The organism is Enterobacter sp. CM29 (genome assembly GCF_013179605.1).
Taxonomy (GTDB): Bacteria; Pseudomonadota; Gammaproteobacteria; order Enterobacterales; family Enterobacteriaceae; genus Enterobacter; species Enterobacter intestinihominis.
In genome coordinates, this window is record NZ_JABMCU010000046.1 from 1 (window position 1) to 24,633 (window position 24,633).

Consider the following 24,633-nt stretch of genomic DNA (forward strand, 5'->3'; position numbering starts at 1 on the left):
GAATGCAGTCGTTGACGGAAATGACCTGGCCCGGGTTGGTGCCCCAGGTGACTTGCGGGGCGATCTCTTCCGCCTGCAACGTCACAACGGTATCAAAAATTGCCCCCTCGTCCGTTTTCAGGGTTTTCCAGTACGCTACCGCGTCGTCAAAATTCTGTCCTTTCGGCGCATGAAGACGCCCCTTCACATAGTTGAAGGTGGTGTCGTCTGGGGCCACCAGGCCTGCTTTGGCACCCATCTCAATGGCCATGTTGCACAGGGTCATACGACCTTCCATGCTCAGCGCCTGGATAGCGTCGCCGCAGAACTCAACGACGTGACCGGTACCGCCTGCACTGCCGGTTTTGCCGATAATCGCCAGCACGATATCTTTCGCGGTGATACCCGGCGCGGCTTTCCCCTTCACTTCAATCTTCATGGTTTTGGCGCGGCCCTGCTTCAGGGTCTGCGTCGCCAGAACGTGTTCCACTTCAGAGGTGCCAATCCCGAACGCCAGGGCGCCAAATGCGCCGTGCGTCGCGGTGTGGGAGTCGCCGCAGACAATGGTCATGCCCGGCAGAGTAATACCCTGTTCAGGCCCCATTACGTGGACGATGCCCTGATAGGGGTGGTTCAGATCGTACAGCTCCACGCCAAACTCGTTACAGTTCTTAATCAGCTCCTGCATCTGGATACGCGCCATCTCGCCAGATGCATTAATGTCTTTGGTCTGGGTGGAAACGTTGTGATCCATCGTGGCAAAGGTTTTACCCGGCTGACGCACCGGGCGCTTGTGCGCACGCAGGCCGTCAAATGCCTGAGGAGACGTCACTTCGTGTACCAGATGACGGTCGATGTACAACAGTGGGGTTTCGTCTGGCGTCTCGTAAACAACGTGCGCATCAAACAACTTCTCATATAACGTCTTAGCCATGATTACACCCCTTCAGCGACATAGCGGGCAATGATGTCGCCCATTTCATCGGTACTGACTGCCGCCGTGCCGCGTGCTAAATCACCGGTACGGACGCCTTCTTCTAACGCCCGGTTAATGGCGTTTTCAATTGCGGTTGCTGCATCGCCTGCATCCAGGCTGTAGCGCAGCAGCAGAGCCAGGGAGAGGATCTGCGCAATCGGGTTGGCGATGTTTTTGCCTGCGATATCCGGCGCGGAGCCCCCCGCCGGTTCGTACAGGCCAAAGCCTTCTTCGTTCAGGCTGGCCGAGGGCAGCATGCCCATGGAGCCAGTGATCATGGCGCATTCATCCGAGAGAATATCGCCGAACAGGTTGGAGCACAGCAGCACGTCAAACTGAGACGGATCTTTGATCAGCTGCATCGTTGCGTTGTCGATATACATATGCGACAGCGCAACGTCCGGGTACTGCTTAGCGACTTCACTGACGATTTCGCGCCACAAAATGGAAGACTGGAGCACGTTCGCTTTATCAATAGAGGTCACTTTACGGCGGCGTTTGCGCGCTGACTCAAACGCGATATGGGCGATACGTTCAATTTCAAAACGGTGATAGACCTCGGTATCAAACGCTTTCTCATGCTGACCGCTGCCTTCGCGACCTTTTGGCTGACCGAAGTAGATGCCGCCGGTCAGCTCACGCACGCAGAGAATGTCGAAACCGTTGGCCGCGATATCCGCGCGCAGCGGGCAGAACTCTTCCAGCCCCGGGTACAGCTTCGCCGGACGCAGGTTGCTGAACAGTTTGAAATGTTTACGCAGCGGCAGCAGCGCACCGCGCTCCGGCTGCTCTGCTGGCGGCAAATGTTCCCACTTAGGGCCGCCCACGGAGCCAAACAGCACGGCATCGGCATTTTCACAGCCTTCCACAGTGGCTTTCGGCAATGGCGTACCGTGGTTATCAATTGCAATACCGCCCACATCGTAGTGGCTGGTGGTAATTTTCATCGCAAAACGCGAACGAACGGCTTCCAGTACTTTCAGCGCCTGTGCCATCACTTCCGGGCCAATACCGTCACCCGGCAACACAGCAATATGGTAATTCTTCGACATCACACGGTTTCCTTGTTGTTCTCTTTATTCTGAGCTTTGCGTTGCAACTCTTTTTCGACTTCGGCGGCGCGCCAGATGTTGTTCAGGACATGCACCATCGCTTTCGCGGAGGATTCGACGATATCTGTCGCCAGACCCACACCGTGGAAGCGGCGACCGTTATAATTGACGACGATATCCACCTGACCCAGGGCGTCTTTACCGTGCCCTTTAGCCGTCAGGTCGTATTTCACCAGCTCTACGTCGTACTCAGTGACGCGGTTAATCGCCTGGTAAATGGCATCCACAGGGCCGTTGCCGTTGGCGGCTTCCGCTTTAATTTCATCCCCGCAGGCCAGCTTCACGGAGGCGGTGGCGATGTCGCTTGAGCCGGACTGGACGTTGAAGTAGTCCAGACGGAAGTGCTCTGGCTCTTCCTGCTGTTTGTTGATGAATGCCAGCGCTTCCAGATCGTAATCGAACACCTGGCCCTTCTTGTCCGCCAGCTTCAGGAAGGCGTCGTACAGCTGATCCATGTTGTAATCGCTGTCCTTGTAGCCCATCTCTTCCATACGGTGCTTCACTGCCGCGCGACCAGAGCGTGAGGTCAGGTTCAACTGAACCTGGTTCAGACCGATGGATTCCGGAGTCATGATTTCGTAGTTTTCACGGTTCTTCAGCACGCCATCCTGGTGAATACCGGAAGAGTGAGCGAACGCGCCCGTACCGACAATCGCTTTGTTGGCCGGGATCGGCATGTTGCAAATCTGGCTGACGGTCTGGCTGGTGCGCCAGATTTCGTTGTGATTGATGCGTGTGTGCACGTCCATGATGTCTTTGCGCACTTTGATCGCCATGATCACTTCTTCCAGCGAACAGTTGCCTGCGCGTTCGCCGATGCCGTTCATCGCGCCTTCTACCTGACGCGCGCCGGCGTGCACCGCCGCGATAGCATTGCCAACGGCCAGACCCAGGTCATCGTGGGTGTGTACAGAGATAATGGCTTTATCAATATTTGGTACGCGGTCATACAGACCAGTAATGATGTTGGCAAACTCAAACGGCATGGTGTAGCCGACGGTATCCGGGATGTTGATGGTTCTGGCTCCGGCATTAATAGCGGCTTCCACTACACGGGCCAAATCGTCAATCGGCGTGCGGCCTGCATCTTCACAGGAAAATTCCACGTCGTCAGTGTAGTTACGCGCCCGTTTAACCATATACACCGCACGTTCGATCACTTCATCCAGCGTGCTGCGCAACTTGGTTGCAATGTGCATGGGGGAGGTGGCAATAAAAGTATGGATACGGAAAGCTTCTGCAACTTTCAGGGATTCCGCGGCCACATCGATATCTTTCTCAACGCAGCGAGCCAGAGCGCACACGCGGCTGTTTTTGATGGTGCGGGCGATAGTCTGCACTGACTCAAAATCACCCGGCGAGGAGACAGGAAAACCGACCTCCATTACGTCTACACCCATGCGTTCCAGGGCCAGCGCAATTTGCAGTTTTTCTTTAACACTCAGGCTCGCCTGTAATGCCTGTTCACCGTCACGTAAAGTAGTATCGAAAATAACGACTTGCTGGCTCATGGGTTAGGTCCTTGTCAGTCTTAGGGCGCCTTGCTACGAGCATAAAAAAACCCGCGCAGTGGCGCGGGTTTTTAGTTTTACTGAAGACGATTCAACGCTGAATTTCGCCCGCCAGTCTACCGCGCACAGTGGATGCGTTTAGTAGTAGTAGACCGGTGAAACGAAGGGTGCGAATCATGAATCCTGCTCCAGGTGAATGCGGTATGCTTTTAGTGGTACTGGATACGCCGACTCATGTCAACCCCTCCCCGACAAAACGGGGACCCAACGCAGGGAGAATACATTAGCTAATTGTGCTGGTTTTTGCGTGGCTAAACGATTTTATTGTCTATTATTGGACTGGGGATTCATCTCTGGAATAATTTGAATATAATTGGTAGCAATTGAACATACTATTTTCACCAACATGCTATGAAATGGAATGTGTTTCATATCATTGATTTATAAACTTCATGAATGATTTACGGGTAAGTAAGTTATCAAAATTGATATCAATTTGTTAATGAATATGCGTTGTATACTATTAATAGTTTATTAACGCTTAAGTCATTATTAATGAGAGCGTTGATTGTGTATTTGTCTGGTTTATGGTTTCATGCTCACAATAAAGTTTGAGATATCTTTTGAACGATTTTTAACTCTTCATTTATGGGGTGCGTAAAGCCGCTCGGTGAATGGGGCTCTTTATATATTCCGAATTTTAAATAATTTCCTTTCGCTTGTTGTATATGCATGGTAAATCATATTTTTCGAAGTTATTACTGTACCTGGGCAAAGGGAATTTAGCGTGACGGTGGAGTCAGAAATGCCAGAAAATAATATTAACCAACCACAGACTTATGATGGGGTTAAGCCTCAGTTACGCACAGTGGATCTTAACTTGTTAACTGTATTCGATGCAGTGATGCAGGAGCAGAATATTACGCGAGCAGCGCAATCTCTGGGAATGTCTCAGCCTGCCGTGAGTAATGCCGTAGCCAGACTTAAGGTGATGTTTAACGACGAGTTATTCGTTCGTTATGGGAGGGGAATTCAGCCTACAGCGCGTGCATTCCAGCTATTCGGTTCGATTCGTCAGGCGCTACAGCTGGTTCAAAATGAACTTCCCGGTTCGGGCTTTGAACCCTTAAGCAGTGAGCGGGTTTTCCATCTCTGTGTTTGCAGTCCGTTAGATAATTATTTGACGTCTGTTATATATAATAAAGTTGAACAGATCGCCCCAAATATTCATCTCGTTTTTAAATCATCATTAAATCAAAACACTGAACACCAGCTTCGTTATCAGGAAACAGAGTTTGTTCTGGGATACGAAGAGTTCCGCCGTCCAGAGTTTGCCTGTGTTCCGTTGTTCAAAGACGAAATGGTGTTAGTCGCCAGTAAAAAACATCCCCGTATGAATTCGCCGCTGCGTGAAAGCGATGTTTACAGTGAGCAACACGCCGTTGTTGCTCTTGACAGATATGCCTCATTCAGTCAGCCGTGGTATGACACCGCCGATAAACAAGCCAGCGTGGCTTATCAGGGAATGGCCATGGTCAGCGTATTAAATGTCGTTTCTCAGACGCAGTTAGTCGCTATTGCGCCGCGCTGGCTTGCTGAAGAGTTCTCCGATTCACTGAATCTGCAAATTTTACCTCTGCCGCTCAAGCTTAATAGCCGTACCTGTTATCTTTCCTGGCATGAGGCTGCGGGTCGGGATAAAGGGCATCAGTGGATGGAAGAGCTGCTGATCAATATTTGCCGTCGCTAGGTTCTGGTGAATAAACCGCATGGCGTCATGCGGTTTATTCTGCGGTTTTTAAAACTGGCGATATTATGTTCTGTGTTCATTTTTTCAGTTACTTATGCATGCTCAAAAATAGATGATTTCCTGATCCATCCTCTTTTTAAGAGATGAATTATTATTGTCTCCACTCATACCAGACGAATTCACCATATTCATGTCTGTCAGCTGTTTTTTCTGCTTTTATTGCTCATTCCCGCATCCCGTTTGCTAATTGCCTGCCTCATAACGAGCGGTTAAGGTATCCATCACTCTGCACATTATAAGATGGGTTTACCCTGTCAGAAGACGGCGCGGAAATGAATTCTGTAGACCGTCTATAACAAAAGCCTGGAGGCAAAGCATGGAGATGTTGTCTGGCGCGGAAATGGTCGTCCGATCGCTTATCGATCAGGGCGTGAAACAAGTGTTCGGCTATCCCGGAGGCGCGGTTCTCGATATTTATGACGCGCTGCACACGGTAGGCGGTATTGATCATGTTCTGGTTCGTCATGAACAGGCTGCTGTGCATATGGCTGACGGCCTGGCCCGCGCCACGGGCGAAGTGGGTGTTGTGCTGGTCACTTCCGGGCCGGGGGCGACCAATGCCATTACCGGCATAGCGACTGCGTATATGGACTCTATTCCACTGGTCATTCTTTCCGGACAGGTGGCGACGTCGCTGATTGGCTATGATGCGTTTCAGGAGTGCGACATGGTGGGGATCTCACGCCCCGTGGTGAAGCACAGCTTTCTGGTTAAACAAACTGAAGATATCCCGGGCGTACTGAAAAAAGCCTTCTGGCTGGCCGCCAGCGGTCGTCCTGGGCCAGTGGTTGTCGATCTGCCAAAAGATATTCTCAATCCGGCGAATAAACTGCCTTACCTTTGGCCTGAGTCGGTGAGCATGCGTTCGTATAATCCGACCACGCAAGGGCACAAAGGACAGATTAAACGTGCGCTGCAAACGCTGCTGTCTGCGAAAAAACCGGTGGTCTATGTGGGGGGCGGCGCCGTCAATGCAGCCTGCGAAACGCAACTACGCGAACTGATCGAGAAGCTCAATCTTCCTGTTGCGTCATCACTGATGGGGCTGGGGGCATTCCCTGCCACGCATCGGCAGGCGCTGGGCATGCTGGGTATGCACGGCACCTACGAAGCCAATATGACGATGCACAATTCTGACGTGATTTTTGCCGTCGGCGTGCGTTTTGACGATCGCACCACGAACAACCTGGCGAAATACTGCCCGAATGCGACGGTGCTGCACATTGATATCGATCCTACTTCTATCTCTAAAACGGTGCCGGCGGATGTGCCGATCGTGGGAGACGCACGACAGGTGCTGGATCAAATGTTGGATCTGCTGGCGCAGGAGACCGCCTCTCAACCGCTGGACGAGATCCGCGACTGGTGGCAACAAATCGAGCAATGGCGTGGCCGTCAGTGCCTTAAATACGACACGCAAAGTGAGAACATCAAACCGCAGGCGGTGATCGAGACGATCTGGCGTCTGACCAATGGCGATGCGTATGTCACTTCTGACGTGGGCCAGCATCAGATGTTTGCTGCGCTGTATTACCCGTTTGATAAACCGCGTCGCTGGATCAACTCAGGCGGGCTCGGCACGATGGGCTTTGGTTTGCCCGCCGCGCTGGGGGTAAAGCTGGCGTTGCCAAACGAAACGGTTATCTGCGTAACGGGTGACGGCAGTATACAGATGAATATTCAGGAACTTTCTACTGCGCTGCAATATGAACTGCCAGTGCTGGTGCTGAACCTGAATAACGGTTACCTCGGCATGGTAAAACAGTGGCAGGATATGATTTATTCGGGCCGTCACTCCCAGTCCTATATGAAATCACTTCCGGACTTTGTCCGTCTGGCTGAAGCCTATGGTCATATTGGCATGCGGGTAACCCATCCGTCAGAGCTGGAAGCGAAGCTCGGCGAAGCGCTTGAGCACGTTAAAAACAATCGCCTTGTCTTCATGGACGTTATCGTCGATGGCACAGAGCACGTTTATCCGATGCATATTCGTGGCGGTGGTATGGATGAAATGTGGTTAAGCAAAACGGAGAGAACCTGATATGCGCCGGATATTATCTGTATTACTGGAAAATGAGTCGGGCGCACTGTCGCGGGTTATTGGGCTTTTTGCCCAGCGCGGCTATAACATTGAAAGCCTGACCGTGGCACCGACCGATGATCCTACGCTCTCGCGCATGACGATCCAGACTGTCGGCGATGCGAAAGTGCTTGAGCAGATCGAAAAGCAATTACACAAGCTGGTGGACGTACTGCGCGTCAGCGAGCTGGGGCAGGGTGCTTACGTCGAACGTGAAGTGATGCTGGTGAAAATTCAGGCCAGCGGTTACGGCCGTGAAGAGGTCAAGCGCAACACGGATATTTTCCGTGGGCAGATTATTGACGTCACGCCTTCTATATATACTGTCCAGCTTGCCGGAACGAGCGATAAGCTGGACGCTTTCCTGGCCTCTGTCAGGGATGTGGCAAAAATTGTTGAAGTTGCGCGCTCTGGCGTTGTTGGCCTCTCGCGCGGCGATAAAATCATGCGTGAGTAGCGCAATAGGTTCGCCTCTTTCAGCCCGGTAGCCAAAGCCGGGCTTTTTTTTGCGTAATCCGCCGACAACGCAGACAAAAGCGGTTGCCGTGAAGGCTATTCTGCGTTTAGATGTTAAAATATTTAACCATAACCTTGACAGGGCCATGGACTCTTTTCTTTTTTTGAGGGGCAATTGTGAAACTGGATGAAATCGCCCGGCTCGCCGGCGTGTCGAGAACCACGGCCAGCTATGTGATTAACGGTAAAGCAAAGCAGTATCGTGTCAGCGATAAGACCGTTGAGAAAGTGATGGCAGTCGTTCGTGAGCATAATTACCATCCGAATGCTGTCGCCGCAGGTTTACGTGCCGGGCGCACCCGCTCTATTGGCCTGGTGATCCCGGACCTGGAAAACACCAGCTATACCCGCATCGCCAACTATCTGGAACGTCAGGCTCGTCAGCGGGGCTATCAGCTGTTGATTGCCTGCTCCGAGGATCAGCCCGACAACGAGATGCGCTGCATTGAGCATCTGCTGCAACGTCAGGTTGATGCCATCATCGTGTCGACCTCTTTACCACCCGAGCATCCGTTCTATCAGCGCTGGGCGAACGATCCGTTCCCGATAGTGGCGCTGGATCGTGCGCTCGATCGTGAACATTTCACCAGCGTCGTGGGTGCCGATCAGGACGATGCAGAAATGCTGGCTGCCGAGCTGCGTACCTTCCCGGCTGAAACGGTGCTGTATCTTGGCGCTTTGCCTGAACTTTCGGTAAGCTTCCTGCGTGAACAAGGGTTCCGTACGGCATGGAAAGACGATCCGCGTGACGTTCATTATCTCTATGCCAACAGTTATGAGCGCGAAGCGGCTGCCCAGCTGTTCGAGAAATGGCTGGAAACGCACCCGATGCCGCAGGCGTTGTTTACCACCTCGTTTGCTCTGTTGCAGGGAGTGATGGACGTGACGTTACGTCGCGATGGCAAGCTGCCATCCGATCTGGCGATTGCTACCTTCGGTGATAACGAACTGCTCGACTTCCTGCAATGTCCAGTGCTGGCGGTGGCTCAGCGTCACCGCGACGTCGCCGAGCGCGTGCTGGAGATTGTTCTGGCAAGCCTGGATGAACCCCGCAAGCCTAAACCCGGACTTACGCGTATCAAACGTAATCTCTATCGGCGCGGAATTTTGAGCCGCCATTAATATTTCCACAGGGGCGGTATAACTGCCCCTTTTGCGGCGAATTTATTGCGATAAATAATTCCCGGATAAAAATTAGGATTTATCTCTAAGATTCATAGCCTGCTATTTTTCTGAATCCATTTTGGTGTTAAAAAGCACAATTATAAATTTTTGACTGACATTTCTTTGTATTGTTTTGTTACAAACAGGCGCCAGCCGATGAATATTCAGCCATTTTTCACTCTCCCTCCAGGCCTCAATGCACACGAACGAATCCATATTGCCTCGGGATTAAACTGGTGCTGTTATCCCCCGGCGATATGCCTTAAAATGCTGCCCGCGTCGCAAACTGACACTTTATATTTCCCTGCGATGATATTGAGTGAGTCTTAACGCTCGTGTGCATATTCGGTTTTTTTCTTACAAATATTCATAACGTTAATTTTGCCTCGCCAGTTGTTTAGTTATTAGCCAGGTCACTCTTGCTCTGTAAATAGGATGCTTTCGGGTCCGTACAGAGAGAGTCCTGGCTTGACAAGCTTTTCCCTCGCTCCGTAAACTCCTTCAGGTGGGAATTTGTGGGTTAAAGTGGTGAGGAGGGGTGAGGCAGGCATGTTCCGTGGAGCAACGTTAGTCAATCTCGACAGCAAAGGGCGTTTATCGGTACCAACCCGATACCGTGACCAGCTGATTGAGAACGCTTCGGGTCAACTGGTTTGCACCATTGACATCAACTCCCCCTGCCTGCTGCTTTATCCTTTGCCTGAATGGGAAATCATTGAGCAAAAGCTGTCGCGACTGTCGAGCATGAACCCGCAGGAACGCCGCGTACAGCGGTTGTTATTGGGACATGCCAGTGAATGTCAGATGGATAGCGCCGGGCGATTATTGATTGCGCCTGTGTTGCGGCAACATGCCGGTCTGACTAAAGAAGTGATGCTGGTCGGGCAGTTCAACAAGTTTGAACTGTGGGACGAAACGACCTGGTATCAACAGGTCAAGGAAGATATCGACGCTGAGCAGTCTGATTCCGCAACATTATCGGAACGGCTGCAGGACTTGTCTCTATAAATATGATGGAAAATTATAAACATACAACGGTGCTGCTGGATGAGGCCGTTAACGGCCTGAATATTCGTCCAGATGGCATCTATATTGATGGCACTTTTGGTCGCGGTGGCCACTCGCGTTTGATCCTCTCTCAGCTTGGAGCGGAAGGGCGCCTGCTGGCAATTGACCGCGATCCGCAGGCGATTGCCGTTGCGCAAACCATCGATGACCCTCGCTTTTCCATCGTGCATGGACCTTTCTCTGCGCTTGCGGATTATGTCGCCGAGCGCGGCCTGACCGGCAAAATCGACGGGATCCTCCTCGATCTTGGCGTCTCTTCACCACAGCTTGATGATGCAGAACGCGGCTTCTCCTTTATGCGCGACGGTCCGCTGGATATGCGTATGGACCCCACCCGCGGCCAGTCTGCCGCCGAGTGGTTACAAACTGCTGACGAAGCGGATATTGCCTGGGTGATCAAAACCTTCGGCGAAGAACGCTTTGGCAAACGTATTGCGCGCGCCATCGTGGAGCGCAACCGCGTTGAGCCAATGACCCGTACCAAAGAGCTGGCAGAAGTCATCGCGGCGGCAACGCCAGTGAAGGACAAGCACAAACATCCTGCGACCCGTACCTTCCAGGCGGTTCGTATCTGGGTAAACAGTGAACTGGAGGAAATAGAGCTGGCGCTAAAAAGCTCGCTCGACGTGCTGGCCCCGGGTGGGCGGTTATCCATCATCAGCTTCCATTCGCTGGAAGATCGCATCGTTAAGCGCTTTATGCGTGAACAGAGCCGCGGTCCGCAGGTTCCAGCTGGGCTGCCGATGACGGAAGAACAACTCAGAAAGCTGGGAGGCCGTCAGTTGCGAGCATTAGGCAAGTTGATGCCGGGCGAAGAAGAGGTGGCAGAGAATCCACGTGCCCGTAGTTCAGTGCTGCGTATTGCAGAGAGGACGAACGCATGATCAGCAGAGTGACAGAGACCCTAAGCAAAGTTAAGGGATCGTTAGGAAGCAACGAGCGCCATGCCTTGCCTGGCGTGATCGGCGACGATCTTTTGCGGTTTGGGAAGCTGCCACTCTGCTTGTTCATTTGCATCATTGTGACGGCAGTCATGGTGGTAACCACCGCTCACCATACCCGTTTGTTAACTGCGCAGCGCGAACAGATGGTACTGGAACGCGATGCGCTGGATATTGAATGGCGAAATCTGATCCTTGAAGAAAACGCGCTCGGCGATCACAGCCGGGTTGAACGGATCGCAACGGAAAAACTGCAATTACAGCATGTTGATCCTTCGCAGGAAAATATCGTAGTACAAAAATAAGGGAAAACGCGACGCATGAAAGCAGCGGCAAAAACGCTAAAACCAAAACGCCAGGAAGAACAGGCCAACTTTATCAGTTGGCGTTTTGCGTTGCTTTGCGGCTGCATTTTACTGGCGCTGGGTTTCCTGCTGGGACGCGTGGCGTGGCTACAAATCATCGCGCCTGACATGCTGGTACGTCAGGGTGATATGCGTTCTCTGCGCGTGCAGGAAGTTTCTACCTCTCGTGGGATGATCACCGACCGCTCCGGCCGCCCGCTGGCGGTGAGCGTACCGGTGAAGGCGATCTGGGCCGATCCTAAAGAGCTGCATGACGCAGGCGGGATCACCCTTGATAACCGCTGGAAGGCGCTCTCAGACGCGTTGAAAATGCCGCTGGATCAGCTGGCGTCACGCGTTAACGCCAACCCGAAAGGGCGCTTCATCTATCTTGCCCGTCAGGTGAACCCTGACATGGCTGATTACATTAAAAAACTTAAGCTGCCCGGCATTCATCTGCGGGAAGAATCCCGCCGTTATTATCCTTCCGGCGAAGTCACCGCGCACCTGATTGGCTTCACCAACGTGGATAGCCAGGGGATTGAAGGCGTTGAAAAAAGCTTCGACAAGTGGCTTACCGGCCAGCCTGGCGAGCGAATCGTGCGTAAAGACCGCTATGGTCGCGTCATTGAAGATATTTCCTCGACAGACAGCCAGGCCGCGCACAACCTGGCCCTGAGTATTGATGAGCGCTTGCAGGCGCTGGTCTATCGTGAGCTGAACAACGCCGTCGCGTTTAACAAGGCGGAATCGGGCAGTGCCGTGCTGGTGGATGTGGCGACAGGTGAAGTGCTGGCGATGGCCAGTAGTCCCTCATACAACCCGAATAATTTTGCCGGTACAGCAAAAGATGCGATGCGTAACCGCTCCATCACCGATGTGTTTGAACCCGGTTCAACCGTAAAACCTATGGTGGTGATGACGGCTCTACAGCGGGGCATCGTCAACGAAAATACCGTTCTGAATACGATCCCTTATCGAATTAACGGCCACGAAATAAAAGACGTGGCACGTTACAGCGAACTGACCCTGACCGGGGTCTTACAGAAGTCGAGTAACGTCGGTGTGTCAAAACTGGCGTTAGCGATGCCGTCCTCAGCGTTAGTAGATACTTACTCACGTTTTGGGCTGGGAAAGGCGACCAATTTGGGGTTGGTCGGAGAACGCAGTGGCTTATATCCTCAAAAACAACGGTGGTCTGACATAGAGAGGGCCACCTTCTCTTTCGGCTACGGGCTAATGGTAACTCCCTTACAGTTAGCGCGAGTCTACGCAACGATTGGCAGCTATGGCATTTATCGCCCGCTGTCGATCACCAAAGTTGATCCACCGGTACCGGGGGAACGTGTTTTCCCGGAATCTATCGTTCGTACCGTCGTACATATGATGGAAAGCGTCGCGCTGCCCGGTGGTGGTGGCGTGAAGGCCGCGATTAAGGGCTATCGTATCGCCATCAAAACCGGTACAGCGAAAAAAGTGGGGCCGGACGGCCGCTATATCAACAAATACATTGCCTATACCGCAGGCGTAGCGCCTGCAAGCAATCCGCGTTTTGCGCTGGTGGTCGTCATCAACGATCCGCAGGCGGGTAAATACTACGGCGGCGCCGTCTCCGCGCCTGTGTTCGGGGCTATTATGGGCGGCGTGTTGCGCACCATGAACATTGAACCGGATGCGCTGGCGACGGGCGAAAAAAGTGAATTTGTAATTAATCAAGGCGAGGGAACAGGTGGCAGATCGTAATTTGCGCGACCTTCTTGCTCCGTGGGTGCCTATGCTACCTGCGCGAGCACTGCGAGAGATGGTACTGGACAGCCGCGTAGCGGCTTCTGGCGATCTTTTTGTGGCAGTGGTAGGTCATCAGGCGGACGGGCGTCGTTATATCCCGCAGGCGATTGCGCAAGGTGTTGCTGCCATTATTGCTGAGGCCAAAGATGAGGCAACAGACGGTGAGATCCGTGAAATGCACGGCGTGCCGGTCATCTATCTCAGCCAGCTGAATGAGCGTCTCTCCGCGCTGGCAGGACGTTTTTACAACGAACCTTCCGACCAGTTAAAGCTTGTTGGCGTGACAGGAACCAACGGAAAAACCACCACCACTCAGTTGATGGCGCAGTGGGCTCAGCTGCTGGGTGAAACCGGTGCCGTCATGGGCACGGTGGGGAACGGTATTCTGGGCAAAGTAAGCCCGACGGAAAACACTACAGGCTCGGCGGTTGACGTGCAGCGTGTGCTGGCAGGCCTTGCAGAGCAGGGGGCGACCTTCGCGGCGATGGAGGTCTCCTCCCATGGTCTGGTACAACATCGCGTGGCGGCACTGAAATTTGCCGCCTCTGTCTTTACTAACCTGAGCCGCGATCACCTTGATTATCATGGTGATATGGAGCACTACGAAGCGGCGAAATGGCTGCTTTATTCCACTCACCACCACGGGCAGGCGATCATTAACGCCGACGACGAAGTCGGTCGCCGCTGGCTGGAAAAACTGCCAGATGCGGTGGCGGTGTCGATGGAAGATCGCATTAATCCGAACTGTCGTGGCCGCTGGCTGAAGGCAGTCGAAGTGAACTACCACGATAGCGGGGCGACGATCCGCTTTGCTTCCACCTGGGGCGAAGGTGAAATTGAAAGCCGCCTGATGGGGGCTTTCAACGTCAGTAACCTGCTGCTGGCGCTGGCGACGCTGCTGGCGCTGGATTACCCGATGGTGGATCTGCTGAAAACGTCTGAGCGTTTGCAACCGGTCTGTGGCCGCATGGAAGTGTTCAGTGCGCCGGGCAAGCCGACGGTGGTCGTGGATTACGCCCACACGCCGGATGCGCTGGAAAAAGCGCTGGAAGCGGCGCGTCTGCACTGCGCAGGCAAGCTCTGGTGCGTGTTTGGCTGCGGTGGCGATCGCGACAAGGGCAAACGTCCGCTGATGGGCGCCATCGCTGAGCAGTTCGCGGATATTCCCGTGGTGACCGATGACAACCCGCGTACCGAAGAGCCGAGGGCCATTATCAACGACATTCTGGCGGGCATGCTGGATGCGGGTCGTGCGCGCGTGGTCGAAGGCCGTGCGGAGGCCGTGACTAACGCCATTATGCAGGCGCAGGAGAACGATGTGGTTCTGCTGGCCGGTAAAGGTCATGAAGATTATCAGATCGTCGGCAATCGTCGTCTGGATTACTCCGACCGCGTGACGGCAGCGCGTCTGCTGGGAGTGGTGGCATGATTAGCATTACGTTAAGCCAGGCCGCTGCGGTATTGCAGGGGATGCTGCATGGTCAGGATCTGACCATCGAGGCTGTGACCACCGACACCCGTAAGGTGACGGTGGGCTGCCTGTTTGTGGCGCTGAAGGGTGAACGTTTTGACGCCCACGATTTTGCGCAACAGGCTAAAGATAACGGCGCGGGTGCGCTGCTGGTCAACCGTAAGCTCGATATCGATTTGCCGCAGATTGTGGTGAAAGATACGCGCCTGGCGTTTGGTGAGCTGGCGGCATGGGTTCGCCAGCAGGTGCCAACACGCGTCGTGGCGCTGACGGGCTCGTCGGGCAAAACCTCCGTTAAAGAGATGACGGCGGCGATCCTTAGCCAGTGCGGAAACACGCTTTATACGGCGGGCAACCTTAATAATGACATCGGTGTACCGATGACGCTGCTGCGCCTGACCCACGAGCATGAATATGCGGTGATTGAGTTAGGGGCTAACCATCAAGGCGAAATCGCCTGGACCGTGAGCCTGACGCGTCCGGAAGCGGCGCTGGTGAATAACCTGGCGGCGGCACATCTTGAAGGTTTTGGTTCGCTGGCCGGTGTGGCGAAAGCGAAAGGTGAAATTTATACCGGCCTGCCGGATGACGGCATCGCCATTATGAATGCCGATAACAATGACTGGCTGAACTGGCAGAGCATCATTGGTTCACGCAAAACCTGGCGCTTCTCCCCGAATGCGGCAAACAGTGATTTTTCGGCGACCAACATTCATGTGACGTCACACGGCACCGAGTTCACCCTCATGACCCCAACGGGCGACATCGACGTGCTGCTGCCGTTGCCGGGTCGTCATAACATCGCCAATGCGCTTGCTGCGGCAGCGCTCTCAATGGCGGTAGGTGCCTCACATGCTGCGATAAAAACTGGTCTGGCAAATTTAAAAGCCGTGCCGGGGCGTCTGTTCCCGATCCAGCTGGCTGAAAACAAACTCCTGCTGGATGACTCCTACAACGCTAACGTCGGCTCCATGACGGCGGCCGTGCAGGTCTTGTCTGAGATGCCGGGCTATCGCGTGATGGTTGTTGGCGATATGGCCGAGCTGGGTGATGAAAGCGAAGCCTGCCACGTACAGGTTGGCGAAGCGGCGAAAGCTGCCGGGCTTGACCGCGTACTGAGCGCAGGCACGCTGAGCAAGGCCATTTCCGATGCCAGTGAAGTTGGCGAACATTTTGCCGATAAATCTGCACTGATCGAACGCCTGAAGGCATTGATTACAGAAAAACAGATTGTGACTGTTTTAGTTAAAGGTTCACGTAGTGCCGCCATGGAAGAGGTTGTGCACGCATTACAGGAGAACGGGACATGTTAGTTTGGCTGGCCGAACATTTGGTCAAATATTATTCAGGCTTTAACGTCTTTTCCTATCTGACGTTTCGCGCCATCGTCAGCCTGCTGACTGCGCTGTTCATCTCGTTGTGGATGGGCCCGCGCATGATTGCCCGTTTGCAAAAACTCTCTTTCGGCCAGGTTGTACGCAACGATGGTCCGGAATCGCATTTCAGCAAGCGCGGTACGCCGACCATGGGCGGGATCATGATCCTGACCGCGATTGTGGTGTCCGTTCTGCTGTGGGCTTATCCGTCTAACCCCTACGTCTGGTGCGTGCTGACTGTTCTGGTTGGCTACGGGATCATCGGTTTTGTTGATGACTACCGCAAAGTCGTGCGCAAAGACACCAAAGGTTTGATCGCGCGCTGGAAGTATTTCTGGATGTCGGTAATTGCGCTGGGTGTGGCCTTCGCGCTTTACCTGGCAGGAAAAGACACCCCGGCCACCGAGCTGGTGGTGCCGTTCTTCAAAGACGTGATGCCGCAGCTGGGGCTGTTCTACATTCTGCTGGCTTACTTTGTGATCGTCGGCACCGGCAACGCCGTCAATCTGACCGATGGTCTGGACGGCCTGGCCATCATGCCAACCGTGTTTGTCGCGGGCGGTTTCGCGCTAGTGGCGTGGGCGACCGGTAACATGAACTTTGCAAACTACCTGCACATCCCGTACCTGCGACACGCTGGTGAGCTGGTGATCGTCTGTACGGCGATTGTCGGCGCGGGGCTGGGCTTCCTGTGGTTCAACACCTATCCGGCGCAGGTCTTTATGGGCGACGTCGGTTCACTGGCACTGGGCGGCGCGCTGGGCATTATCGCCGTGCTGCTGCGTCAGGAGTTCCTGCTGGTGATTATGGGCGGTGTGTTTGTGGTTGAGACCCTGTCGGTGATTTTGCAGGTCGGTTCCTTCAAGCTGCGCGGCCAGCGCATCTTCCGTATGGCACCGATTCACCACCACTATGAACTGAAAGGCTGGCCGGAGCCGCGCGTCATTGTGCGCTTCTGGATTATTTCGCTGATGCTGGTGCTGATTGGCCTGGCAACGCTGAAGGTACGTTAATCATGGCAGATTACCAGGGCAAAAAAGTCGTTATCATCGGGTTGGGCCTTACCGGCCTCTCCTGCGTGGACTTTTTCCTTGCGCGTGGCGTGACGCCGCGCGTGATGGATACGCGCGTCTCTCCGCCGGGTCTGGACAAGCTGCCGGAGCAGGTTGAACGCCACCTGGGTGGTCTGAATGATGAGTGGCTGCTGGTCGCCGATCTGATTGTTGCCAGCCCGGGCATGGCGCTGGCGCATCCTTCGCTGAGTGCCGCGGCGGATGCAGGCGTTGAGATTGTTGGCGATATCGAACTGTTCTGCCGGGAGGCGCAGGCCCCGATCGTTGCCATTACCGGTTCAAACGGTAAAAGCACCGTCACCACCCTGGTGGGTGAGATGGCGAAAGCGGCGGGCAAAAATGTCGGCGTGGGCGGTAACATTGGTCTGCCCGCGTTGATGCTGCTCGATAAAGGGTGTGAGCTGTTTGTACTTGAGCTTTCCAGCTTCCAGCTGGAAACCACTTCAAGCCTGCATGCGGCGGCAGCGACGATCCTTAATGTCACCGAAGATCATATGGACAGATACCCGTTCGGCTTGCAGCAGTACCGCGCGGCCAAGCTGCGTGTCTATGAAAATGCCAAAGTCTGCGTGGTGAATGCCGATGATGCACTCACCATGCCGGTGCGTGGCGCAGACGATCGCTGCATTAGCTTCGGTATTAACATGGGTGACTATCACCTTAACCGCCAGCAGGGCGAAACCTGGCTGCGGGTGAAAGGTGAGAAGGTGCTGAACGTGAAAGAGATGATGCTCTCCGGCCAGCATAACTACACCAACGCGCTGGCGGCGCTGGCGCTAGCGGATGCCGTTGGCCTGCCGCGATCTTCAAGCCTGAAGGCGCTGACCACCTTTACCGGCCTGGCTCACCGTTTTCAGCTGGCGCTGGAGCACAAAGGCGTACGCTGGATTAACGATTCCAAAGCAACCAATGTGGGTAGCACCGAGGCGGCATTGAACGGTCTGCACGTTGAAGGCACACTGCATCTGCTGCTGGGCGGCGACGGTAAATCAGCCGATTTCTCCTCGCTGAAGCAGTACCTCAACGGTGACAACGTGCGCCTTTATTGCTTTGGCCGCGATGGCAGCGAGCTTGCGGCGTTGCGTCCTGAGGTCGCCGAACAAACCGAGACCATGGAACAGGCGATGCGCCTTATCGCCCCCCGCGTGAAGCCCGGCGATATGGTGCTGCTCTCGCCAGCCTGTGCCAGCCTCGATCAATTTAAGAATTTCGAACAGCGGGGCGATGTCTTTACCCGCCTGGCGAAGGAGTTAGGCTGATGCGTTTATCTCTCCCTCGCCTGAAAATGCCGCGTCTGCCAGGGTTTGGTATCCTGGTATGGCTGTTTACGGCGCTGAAAGGCTGGGTGATGGCTTCACGGGATAAAGATTCCGACAGCCTGATTATGTACGACCGCACGCTGTTCTGGCTCACGCTGGGGCTGGCTGCGACCGGCTTTATTATGGTCACCTCGGCGTCGATGCCTGTCGGACAGCGTCTGGCAAACGATCCGTTCCTGTTTGCCAAGCGTGACGGATTGTACATCATTCTCGCATTCTGCCTGGCGATGATCACCTTACGCCTGCCGATGTCGTTCTGGCAGCGGCACAGTACGGCCATGCTTATCGCCTCAATCATCATGCTGTTGATCGTTCTGGTCGTCGGGAGCTCCGTTAACGGGGCATCACGCTGGATCGCCTTTGGTCCGCTGCGTATTCAGCCTGCAGAGTTCACCAAGCTTTCGTTGTTCTGCTACCTGGCAAACTACCTGGTGCGTAAAGTCGACGAAGTTCGTAACAACCTGCGCGGCTTCTTAAAACCGATGGGCGTGATTCTGGTGCTTGCGATCCTGCTGCTGGCGCAGCCCGACCTCGGTACGGTAGTCGTACTGTTTGTCACTACGCTGGCGATGCTGTTCCTGGCGGGAGCAAAACTGTGGCAGTTCATTGCCATCATCGGGATGGGGATTTCGGCGGTGGTGCTGCTGATCCTCGCCGAACCATACCGTATCCGCCGTGTGACCTCGTTCTGGAACCCATGGGAAGATCCGTTCGGCAGCGGTTATCAGCTGACACAGTCGCTGATGGCGTTTGGCCGCGGCGAAGTCTGGGGCCAAGGCCTGGGCAACTCGGTGCAAAAACTGGAGTATTTACCGGAGGCGCATACCGACTTTATCTTCTCCATTATTGGGGAAGAACTGGGTTATATCGGTGTGGTATTGGCGCTATTAATGGTATTCTTCGTCGCTTTCCGCGCCATGTCGATTGGCCGTAAAGCGCTGGAGATCGATCACCGCTTCTCCGGTTTCCTGGCCTGCTCAATTGGTATCTGGTTTAGCTTCCAGGCACTGGTAAACGTTGGGGCCGCAGCGGGTATGCTGCCGACCAAAGGTCTGACGTTGCCGTTGATCAGTTATGGTGGTTCGAGTCTGTTGATCATGTCGACGGCCATCATGTTTTTGTTACGCATAGATTATGAAACGCGTCTGGAGAAAGCTCAGGCGTTTACACGAGGTTCACGATGAATCAACCGAAGCGGTTAATGGTGATGGCAGGCGGTACCGGCGGACACGTGTTCCCGGGGCTGGCGGTTGCGCACCATTTAATGGAACAGGGCTGGCAGGTACGCTGGCTGGGAACCGCAGACCGCATGGAAGCCGACCTTGTACCTAAACACGGTATCGAGATCGACTTTATTCGTATTTCTGGCCTTCGTGGCAAAGGGATCAAGGCGCTGCTGCTGGCGCCGGTGCGCATTTTCAATGCCTGGCGTCAGGCGCGCGACATTATGAAGCGCTTTAAGCCTGACGTCGTTCTGGGCATGGGCGGCTACGTTTCCGGTCCGGGAGGACTGGCGGCGTGGTCACTGGGCATCCCTGTTGTTCTGCATGAGCAGAACGGTATTGCCGGGTTGACCAACAAATGGCTGGCAAAAATCGCCACCAAAGTTATGCAGGCCTTCCCCGGGGCATTCCCGAAAGCGGATGTCGTAGGGAACCCGGTGCGTGTGGACGTGCTGGCGCTGCCGCTGCCAGATACGCGTCTGGCGGGTCGCGAAGGGCCGGTGCGCGTGCTGGTTGTCGGCGGTTCACAGGGCGCACGTATTTTAAACCAGACGATGCCACAGGTTGCGGCAAAACTGGGTGATGCGGTGACCATCTGGCACCAGAGCGGGAAGGGCGCTCAGCAGAGCGTTGAGCAGGCTTACGCGCAGGAAGGTCAGCCGCAGCATAAAGTGACTGAATTTATTGATGATATGGCCGCAGCCTATGCCTGGGCCGATGTCGTGGTCTGTCGCTCGGGCGCGCTGACGGTGAGCGAAATCGCCGCCGCCGGTTTGCCGGCGCTGTTTGTGCCGTTCCAGCACAAAGACCGACAGCAGTACTGGAATGCGCTGCCGCTTGAGAAAGCGGGTGCCGCGATGATTTTTGAGCAGCCACAATTTACCGCTGATGCGGTCGCCACTACCCTGGCGGGCTGGAACCGGGATGTATTACTGGAGATGGCGCAACGCGCACGCGCGACCGCTATCCCGGATGCAACGGAACGGGTGGCAAAAGAAGTGAGCCTGGCAGCCCAGGCATAATTCTCGCAGCGCGTGTTGCGCTGCACGATTTTTTTGAAGTAGTCGATGGCGTTTAGAGAATGAATACACAACAACTGGCAAAACTGCGTTCTATCGTGCCCGAGATGCGTCGCGTCCGGCACATTCACTTTGTCGGCATCGGTGGTGCTGGCATGGGCGGTATTGCCGAAGTGTTAGCTAACGAAGGCTATCAGATCAGCGGGTCTGACCTGGCGCCAAACCCTGTTACGCAGCAGCTGGCGTCGCTGGGGGCGACTATCTATTTCAATCATCGCCCGGAAAACGTGAGCGATGCGAGCGTGGTTGTAGTGTCCAGCGCGATCTCCGCGGATAACCCGGAAATCGTTGCGGCGCATGAGGCGCGCATTCCGGTGATCCGTCGCGCGGAAATGCTGGCTGAACTGATGCGTTTCCGTCACGGCATTGCGGTGGCCGGTACGCACGGTAAAACCACAACAACAGCGATGGTCTCCAGCATTTATGCGGAAGCGGGTCTCGACCCAACGTTCGTTAACGGTGGTCTGGTGAAAGCCGCTGGCGTGCATGCGCGTCTGGGCCACAGCCGTTATCTGATTGCGGAAGCGGATGAGAGCGACGCGTCGTTCCTGCATCTACAGCCAATGGTGGCTATCGTCACCAATATCGAAGCTGACCATATGGATACCTACCAGGGCGACTTCGAGAACTTAAAGCAGACCTTTATTAACTTCCTGCACAACCTGCCGTTCTATGGCCGTGCGGTGATGTGCGTGGACGACCCAGTGATCCGCGAGCTGCTGCCGCGCGTCGGGCGTCAAATTACCACCTACGGCTTCAGCGAAGACGCTGATGTACGCGTGGAAGATTATAAGCAGATTGGTGCGCAGGGACATTTCACCCTGGCACGCCAGGATAAAGAGCTCCTGCATGTCACCCTGAACGCGCCGGGACGTCACAATGCCCTGAATGCTGCGGCGGCGGTGGCTGTTGCAACGGAAGAAGGCATTGATGATGAGGCGATCCTGCGCGCGCTGGAAAGCTTCCAGGGAACGGGCCGTCGCTTCGACTTCCTGGGTGAGTTCCCACTGGAGCCAGTAAACGGTAAGCCAGGTTCTGCGATGCTGGTCGATGACTACGGTCACCATCCGACGGAGGTGGACGCAACCATCAAAGCGGCACGCGCGGGTTGGCCGGAAAAGAATCTGGTCATGATCTTCCAGCCGCACCGTTACACACGTACCCGCGATCTGTATGACGATTTTGCCAACGTCCTTTCGCAGGTCGATACCCTGCTGATGCTGGATGTTTATGCCGCGGGCGAAGCGCCGATTCCGGGCGCGGACAGTCGGTCTTTATGTCGTACCATCCGCGGACGCGGTAAAGTGGACCCTATCCTGGTCCCCGACCCGGCGCAGGTAGCTGAAATGCTTGCCCCGGTCCTGACGGGTAACGATCTGATCCTGATTCAGGGTGCGGGAAATATCGGCAAAATCGCCCGTACCTTAGCTGAAATCAAACTGAAGCCGCAAACTCAGGAGGACGAGCGTCATGGCTGATAAGATTGCTGTCCTGTTTGGCGGCACTTCCGCCGAACGCGAGGTTTCTCTGAATTCGGGCGCTGCCGTGCTGGCGGGCCTGCGTGAAGGTGGCGTGGACGCGCATCCGGTTGATCCGAAAGAGGTGGACGTTACGCAGCTGAAAGCGATGGGCTTCGATAAAGCCTTTATCGCGTTGCATGGCCGCGGCGGTGAAGACGGCACGTTGCAGGGGCTGCTGGAGCTGATCGGTATGCCGTACACCGGCAGTGGCGTGATGGCATCCGCTATCTCCATGGATAAACTGCGCAGCAAACTGCTGTGGCAGGGGGCGGGTCTGCCCGTTGCGCCATGGGTTGCACTGACGCGCCGTGAATTTGAATTGGGCTTGTCGGACAGCGTTAATACACGCATTGCGGCACTGGGCTTACCGGTTATTGTGAAGCCTAGCCGTGAAGGGTCGAGCGTGGGAATGTCCAAAGTTGATAAAGCTGTAGATTTGGCTGACGCTTTAGCTCTGGCATTTCAACATGATGAAGAAGTTCTGATTGAAAAATGGCTTAGCGGGCCGGAATTTACCGTCGCGATGCTTGGTGAAGAAATTTTACCGTCAATTCGCATCCAACCCGCCGGAGTCTTCTATGATTATGAGGCGAAGTATCTCTCTGATGAGACGCAATATTTCTGCCCAGCTGGCCTTGAAGCACAACGTGAAGCGGAATTACAGTCTCTGGTGCTTAAAGCCTGGAATGTTTTGGGATGCCGAGGCTGGGGACGAATTGATGTGATGCTTGACGGTGATGGGCAATTTTATCTGCTGGAAGCAAACACGTCTCCGGGTATGACCAGCCATAGCCTTGTGCCGATGGCGGCGCGTCAGGCGGGAATGAGCTTCTCGCAATTAGTCGTACGTATTCTGGACCAGGCGGGCTGATATGTCTCAGGCTGCGTTGAACACGCGCAACCGCGATGACGAAGAAGAATATTCTTCTTCGCGCCGGAGTAATGGAACGCGTCTTGCAGGGATTATCTTCCTGCTCGGGGTGCTGTGCACCGTGTTTATCAGCGGCTGGATGGTGCTGGGCTGGATGGAAGACGCACAGCGGTTGCCGCTGTCGAAGCTGGTAGTGACCGGAGAGCGTCACTACACGCGTAACGATGACATTCGCCAGTCAATTCTGGCGCTGGGGTCGCCTGGCACCTTTATGACGCAGGACGTCAACATTATCCAGAGTCAGATTGAACGTCTGCCGTGGATAAAACAGGCGAGTGTCAGAAAGCAATGGCCTGATGAATTGAAGATTCATCTGGTTGAATATGTGCCGATTGCGCGTTGGAATGATCAGCATATGGTTGACGTAGACGGAAATTCGTTCAGCGTCCCGAGCGATCGTGTCAACAAGCAGAATTTACCGATGTTGTATGGCCCGGAAGGCAGCGAAAACGAAGTATTGCAGGGTTTTCGTGAGATGGGGCAGGTGCTGGCTAAGGATCGCTTTACGTTAAAAGATGCTGCGATGACGGCGCGCCGTTCCTGGCAGCTGACCTTAACGAATGGCATTAAGCTCAATCTTGGCCGCGGCGACACAATGAAACGTCTGGCGCGTTTTGTAGAACTTTACCCGGTTTTACAGCAGCAGGCGCAGACGGATGGCAAACGGATAAGCTACGTTGATTTGCGCTATGACTCAGGCGCAGCAGTCGGTTGGGAGCCGGCTCCGGTCGAGGAACCTAATCAGCAACAAAATCAGGCACAGGTACAGGCAGAACAACAATGATCAAGTCGACGGACAGAAAATTGGTAGTAGGACTGGAGATTGGCACCGCGAAGGTTGCCGCTTTGGTAGGGGAAGTTCTGCCCGACGGTATGGTCAATATCATTGGCGTGGGCAGCTGCCCTTCCCGTGGTATGGATAAAGGTGGGGTAAACGACCTTGAGTCGGTGGTGAAATGCGTTCAGCGCGCCATCGACCAGGCTGAATTGATGGCAGATTGCCAGATTTCCTCTGTCTATCTGGCTCTTTCTGGTAAGCACATCAGTTGCCAGAATGAAATCGGTATGGTGCCGATTTCTGAAGAAGAAGTGACGCAGGAAGACGTTGAGAACGTTGTCCACACGGCGAAATCCGTGCGTGTTCGCGACGAGCACCGTGTGCTGCATGTGATCCCGCAAGAATACGCGATCGACTACCAGGAAGGTATCAAGAATCCGGTCGGTCTGTCGGGCGTACGTATGCAGGCAAAAGTGCACCTGATCACATGTCACAACGATATGGCGAAGAACATTGTAAAAGCCGTTGAACGTTGTGGCCTGAAAGTTGACCAACTAATTTTCGCCGGACTTGC

Annotated in this window: 22 protein-coding genes; 18 read left to right on the forward strand and 4 right to left on the reverse strand. The window is 54.5% G+C overall.

The genetic code is table 11. The features are described 5' to 3' along the window. The 4 genes from leuC to leuL all read right to left on the reverse strand — a co-directional run. On the reverse strand, window positions 1-913 hold a 913-nt coding region (leuC, locus tag HP459_RS08225; protein WP_171936095.1), incomplete at its 3' end, for a 3-isopropylmalate dehydratase large subunit. Between the two features lie 2 nt (window positions 914-915). After that, on the reverse strand, window positions 916-2,007 hold the full coding sequence (gene leuB, locus HP459_RS08230) for a 3-isopropylmalate dehydrogenase (protein WP_022647034.1): 1,092 nt from the start codon (window positions 2,005-2,007) through the stop codon (window positions 916-918). Continuing rightward, complete coding sequence (gene leuA, locus HP459_RS08235) at window positions 2,007-3,578, reverse strand: 2-isopropylmalate synthase (RefSeq protein ID WP_022647035.1); 1,572 nt, start codon at window positions 3,576-3,578, stop codon at window positions 2,007-2,009. Before leuA ends, leuB begins: the two co-directional genes overlap by 1 nt. 91 nt (window positions 3,579-3,669) lie before the next feature. Beyond that, a complete protein-coding gene (gene leuL, locus HP459_RS23750) occupies window positions 3,670-3,756 on the reverse strand; it encodes a leu operon leader peptide (RefSeq protein ID WP_057979999.1) in 87 nt (28 codons plus the stop codon). Window positions 3,757-4,383: 627 nt separating this feature from the next. Between leuL and leuO the strand changes: the two genes are divergently transcribed. From leuO to ftsA, 18 genes are all read left to right on the forward strand, one after another. After that, complete coding sequence (gene leuO / locus HP459_RS08245) at window positions 4,384-5,328, forward strand: transcriptional regulator LeuO (RefSeq protein WP_022647036.1); 945 nt, start codon at window positions 4,384-4,386, stop codon at window positions 5,326-5,328. Between the two features lie 376 nt (window positions 5,329-5,704). After that, the gene (gene ilvI / locus HP459_RS08250; protein ID WP_063137935.1) at window positions 5,705-7,429 is read left to right on the forward strand and encodes an acetolactate synthase 3 large subunit; all 1,725 of its coding nucleotides are present in this window, start codon (window positions 5,705-5,707) and stop codon (window positions 7,427-7,429) included. A gap of 1 nt (window position 7,430) precedes the next feature. Beyond that, window positions 7,431-7,925, forward strand: coding sequence for an acetolactate synthase small subunit (gene ilvN, locus HP459_RS08255; protein WP_001252742.1), 495 nt, complete (start codon window positions 7,431-7,433; stop codon window positions 7,923-7,925). 176 nt (window positions 7,926-8,101) lie between these two features. Next, window positions 8,102-9,106 (forward strand): catabolite repressor/activator, encoded by a 1,005-nt coding sequence (cra, locus tag HP459_RS08260; RefSeq protein WP_003856369.1) that lies wholly within the window; start codon window positions 8,102-8,104, stop codon window positions 9,104-9,106. Between the two features lie 591 nt (window positions 9,107-9,697). Beyond that, window positions 9,698-10,156, forward strand: a complete 459-nt coding sequence (gene mraZ, locus HP459_RS08265) for a division/cell wall cluster transcriptional repressor MraZ (protein ID WP_014830641.1) — start codon at window positions 9,698-9,700, stop codon at window positions 10,154-10,156. Window positions 10,157-10,158: 2 nt separating this feature from the next. Beyond that, window positions 10,159-11,100: a 16S rRNA (cytosine(1402)-N(4))-methyltransferase RsmH gene (gene rsmH / locus HP459_RS08270; RefSeq protein WP_003856366.1), complete on the forward strand. Its 942-nt coding sequence runs from the start codon at window positions 10,159-10,161 to the stop codon at window positions 11,098-11,100. Next, window positions 11,097-11,462: a cell division protein FtsL gene (gene ftsL, locus HP459_RS08275; protein WP_003856363.1), complete on the forward strand. Its 366-nt coding sequence runs from the start codon at window positions 11,097-11,099 to the stop codon at window positions 11,460-11,462. Before rsmH ends, ftsL begins: the two co-directional genes overlap by 4 nt. Window positions 11,463-11,477: 15 nt before the next feature. After that, window positions 11,478-13,244 carry a peptidoglycan glycosyltransferase FtsI gene (gene ftsI / locus HP459_RS08280; RefSeq protein ID WP_022647040.1) on the forward strand — a complete coding sequence of 589 codons (1,767 nt, stop codon included), beginning with the start codon at window positions 11,478-11,480 and terminating at the stop codon, window positions 13,242-13,244. Then, window positions 13,231-14,718 carry a UDP-N-acetylmuramoyl-L-alanyl-D-glutamate--2,6-diaminopimelate ligase gene (gene murE / locus HP459_RS08285; RefSeq protein WP_171936096.1) on the forward strand — a complete coding sequence of 496 codons (1,488 nt, stop codon included), beginning with the start codon at window positions 13,231-13,233 and terminating at the stop codon, window positions 14,716-14,718. Before ftsI ends, murE begins: the two co-directional genes overlap by 14 nt. After that, window positions 14,715-16,073, forward strand: coding sequence for a UDP-N-acetylmuramoyl-tripeptide--D-alanyl-D-alanine ligase (murF, locus tag HP459_RS08290; RefSeq protein WP_171936097.1), 1,359 nt, complete (start codon window positions 14,715-14,717; stop codon window positions 16,071-16,073). The genes murE and murF overlap by 4 nt, the downstream gene beginning before the upstream one ends. Next, on the forward strand, window positions 16,067-17,149 hold the full coding sequence (gene mraY, locus HP459_RS08295; protein WP_003856353.1) for a phospho-N-acetylmuramoyl-pentapeptide-transferase: 1,083 nt from the start codon (window positions 16,067-16,069) through the stop codon (window positions 17,147-17,149). Before murF ends, mraY begins: the two co-directional genes overlap by 7 nt. Before the next feature lie 2 nt (window positions 17,150-17,151). Then, on the forward strand, window positions 17,152-18,468 hold the full coding sequence (gene murD, locus HP459_RS08300; RefSeq protein ID WP_063853343.1) for a UDP-N-acetylmuramoyl-L-alanine--D-glutamate ligase: 1,317 nt from the start codon (window positions 17,152-17,154) through the stop codon (window positions 18,466-18,468). Then, window positions 18,468-19,712, forward strand: coding sequence for a cell division protein FtsW (gene ftsW, locus HP459_RS08305; RefSeq protein ID WP_022647044.1), 1,245 nt, complete (start codon window positions 18,468-18,470; stop codon window positions 19,710-19,712). The genes murD and ftsW overlap by 1 nt, the downstream gene beginning before the upstream one ends. Further along, window positions 19,709-20,773 (forward strand): undecaprenyldiphospho-muramoylpentapeptide beta-N-acetylglucosaminyltransferase, encoded by a 1,065-nt coding sequence (gene murG, locus HP459_RS08310; RefSeq protein ID WP_171936098.1) that lies wholly within the window; start codon window positions 19,709-19,711, stop codon window positions 20,771-20,773. Before ftsW ends, murG begins: the two co-directional genes overlap by 4 nt. Before the next feature lie 59 nt (window positions 20,774-20,832). Beyond that, the gene (murC, locus tag HP459_RS08315; RefSeq protein WP_023299323.1) at window positions 20,833-22,308 is read left to right on the forward strand and encodes a UDP-N-acetylmuramate--L-alanine ligase; all 1,476 of its coding nucleotides are present in this window, start codon (window positions 20,833-20,835) and stop codon (window positions 22,306-22,308) included. Then, window positions 22,301-23,221, forward strand: coding sequence for a D-alanine--D-alanine ligase (locus HP459_RS08320; protein ID WP_023330111.1), 921 nt, complete (start codon window positions 22,301-22,303; stop codon window positions 23,219-23,221). Before murC ends, HP459_RS08320 begins: the two co-directional genes overlap by 8 nt. Window position 23,222: 1 nt before the next feature. Continuing rightward, window positions 23,223-24,065 (forward strand): cell division protein FtsQ, encoded by an 843-nt coding sequence (gene ftsQ, locus HP459_RS08325; RefSeq protein ID WP_003856342.1) that lies wholly within the window; start codon window positions 23,223-23,225, stop codon window positions 24,063-24,065. Then, window positions 24,062-24,633, forward strand: a 572-nt coding sequence (gene ftsA / locus HP459_RS08330; RefSeq protein WP_171936099.1) for a cell division protein FtsA, incomplete at its 3' end; no start/stop codon positions are given. The genes ftsQ and ftsA, both read left to right, overlap by 4 nt.

What these genes read in the sequence shown, in the direction of transcription:
- leuB (WP_022647034.1), bottom strand. Translation starts at nt 2,007, where the DNA reads ATGTCGAAGAATTACCATATTGCTGTGTTGCCGGGTGACGGTATTGGC.
- leuA (WP_022647035.1), bottom strand. Translation starts at nt 3,578, where the DNA reads ATGAGCCAGCAAGTCGTTATTTTCGATACTACTTTACGTGACGGTGAA.
- leuL (WP_057979999.1), bottom strand. Translation starts at nt 3,756, where the DNA reads ATGATTCGCACCCTTCGTTTCACCGGTCTACTACTACTAAACGCATCC.
- leuO (WP_022647036.1), top strand. Translation starts at nt 4,384, where the DNA reads ATGCCAGAAAATAATATTAACCAACCACAGACTTATGATGGGGTTAAG.
- ilvI (WP_063137935.1), top strand. Translation starts at nt 5,705, where the DNA reads ATGGAGATGTTGTCTGGCGCGGAAATGGTCGTCCGATCGCTTATCGAT.
- ilvN (WP_001252742.1), top strand. Translation starts at nt 7,431, where the DNA reads ATGCGCCGGATATTATCTGTATTACTGGAAAATGAGTCGGGCGCACTG.
- mraZ (WP_014830641.1), top strand. Translation starts at nt 9,698, where the DNA reads ATGTTCCGTGGAGCAACGTTAGTCAATCTCGACAGCAAAGGGCGTTTA.
- rsmH (WP_003856366.1), top strand. Translation starts at nt 10,159, where the DNA reads ATGATGGAAAATTATAAACATACAACGGTGCTGCTGGATGAGGCCGTT.
- ftsL (WP_003856363.1), top strand. Translation starts at nt 11,097, where the DNA reads ATGATCAGCAGAGTGACAGAGACCCTAAGCAAAGTTAAGGGATCGTTA.
- ftsI (WP_022647040.1), top strand. Translation starts at nt 11,478, where the DNA reads ATGAAAGCAGCGGCAAAAACGCTAAAACCAAAACGCCAGGAAGAACAG.
- murF (WP_171936097.1), top strand. Translation starts at nt 14,715, where the DNA reads ATGATTAGCATTACGTTAAGCCAGGCCGCTGCGGTATTGCAGGGGATG.
- mraY (WP_003856353.1), top strand. Translation starts at nt 16,067, where the DNA reads ATGTTAGTTTGGCTGGCCGAACATTTGGTCAAATATTATTCAGGCTTT.
- murD (WP_063853343.1), top strand. Translation starts at nt 17,152, where the DNA reads ATGGCAGATTACCAGGGCAAAAAAGTCGTTATCATCGGGTTGGGCCTT.
- ftsW (WP_022647044.1), top strand. Translation starts at nt 18,468, where the DNA reads ATGCGTTTATCTCTCCCTCGCCTGAAAATGCCGCGTCTGCCAGGGTTT.
- murG (WP_171936098.1), top strand. Translation starts at nt 19,709, where the DNA reads ATGAATCAACCGAAGCGGTTAATGGTGATGGCAGGCGGTACCGGCGGA.
- murC (WP_023299323.1), top strand. Translation starts at nt 20,833, where the DNA reads ATGAATACACAACAACTGGCAAAACTGCGTTCTATCGTGCCCGAGATG.
- HP459_RS08320 (WP_023330111.1), top strand. Translation starts at nt 22,301, where the DNA reads ATGGCTGATAAGATTGCTGTCCTGTTTGGCGGCACTTCCGCCGAACGC.
- ftsQ (WP_003856342.1), top strand. Translation starts at nt 23,223, where the DNA reads ATGTCTCAGGCTGCGTTGAACACGCGCAACCGCGATGACGAAGAAGAA.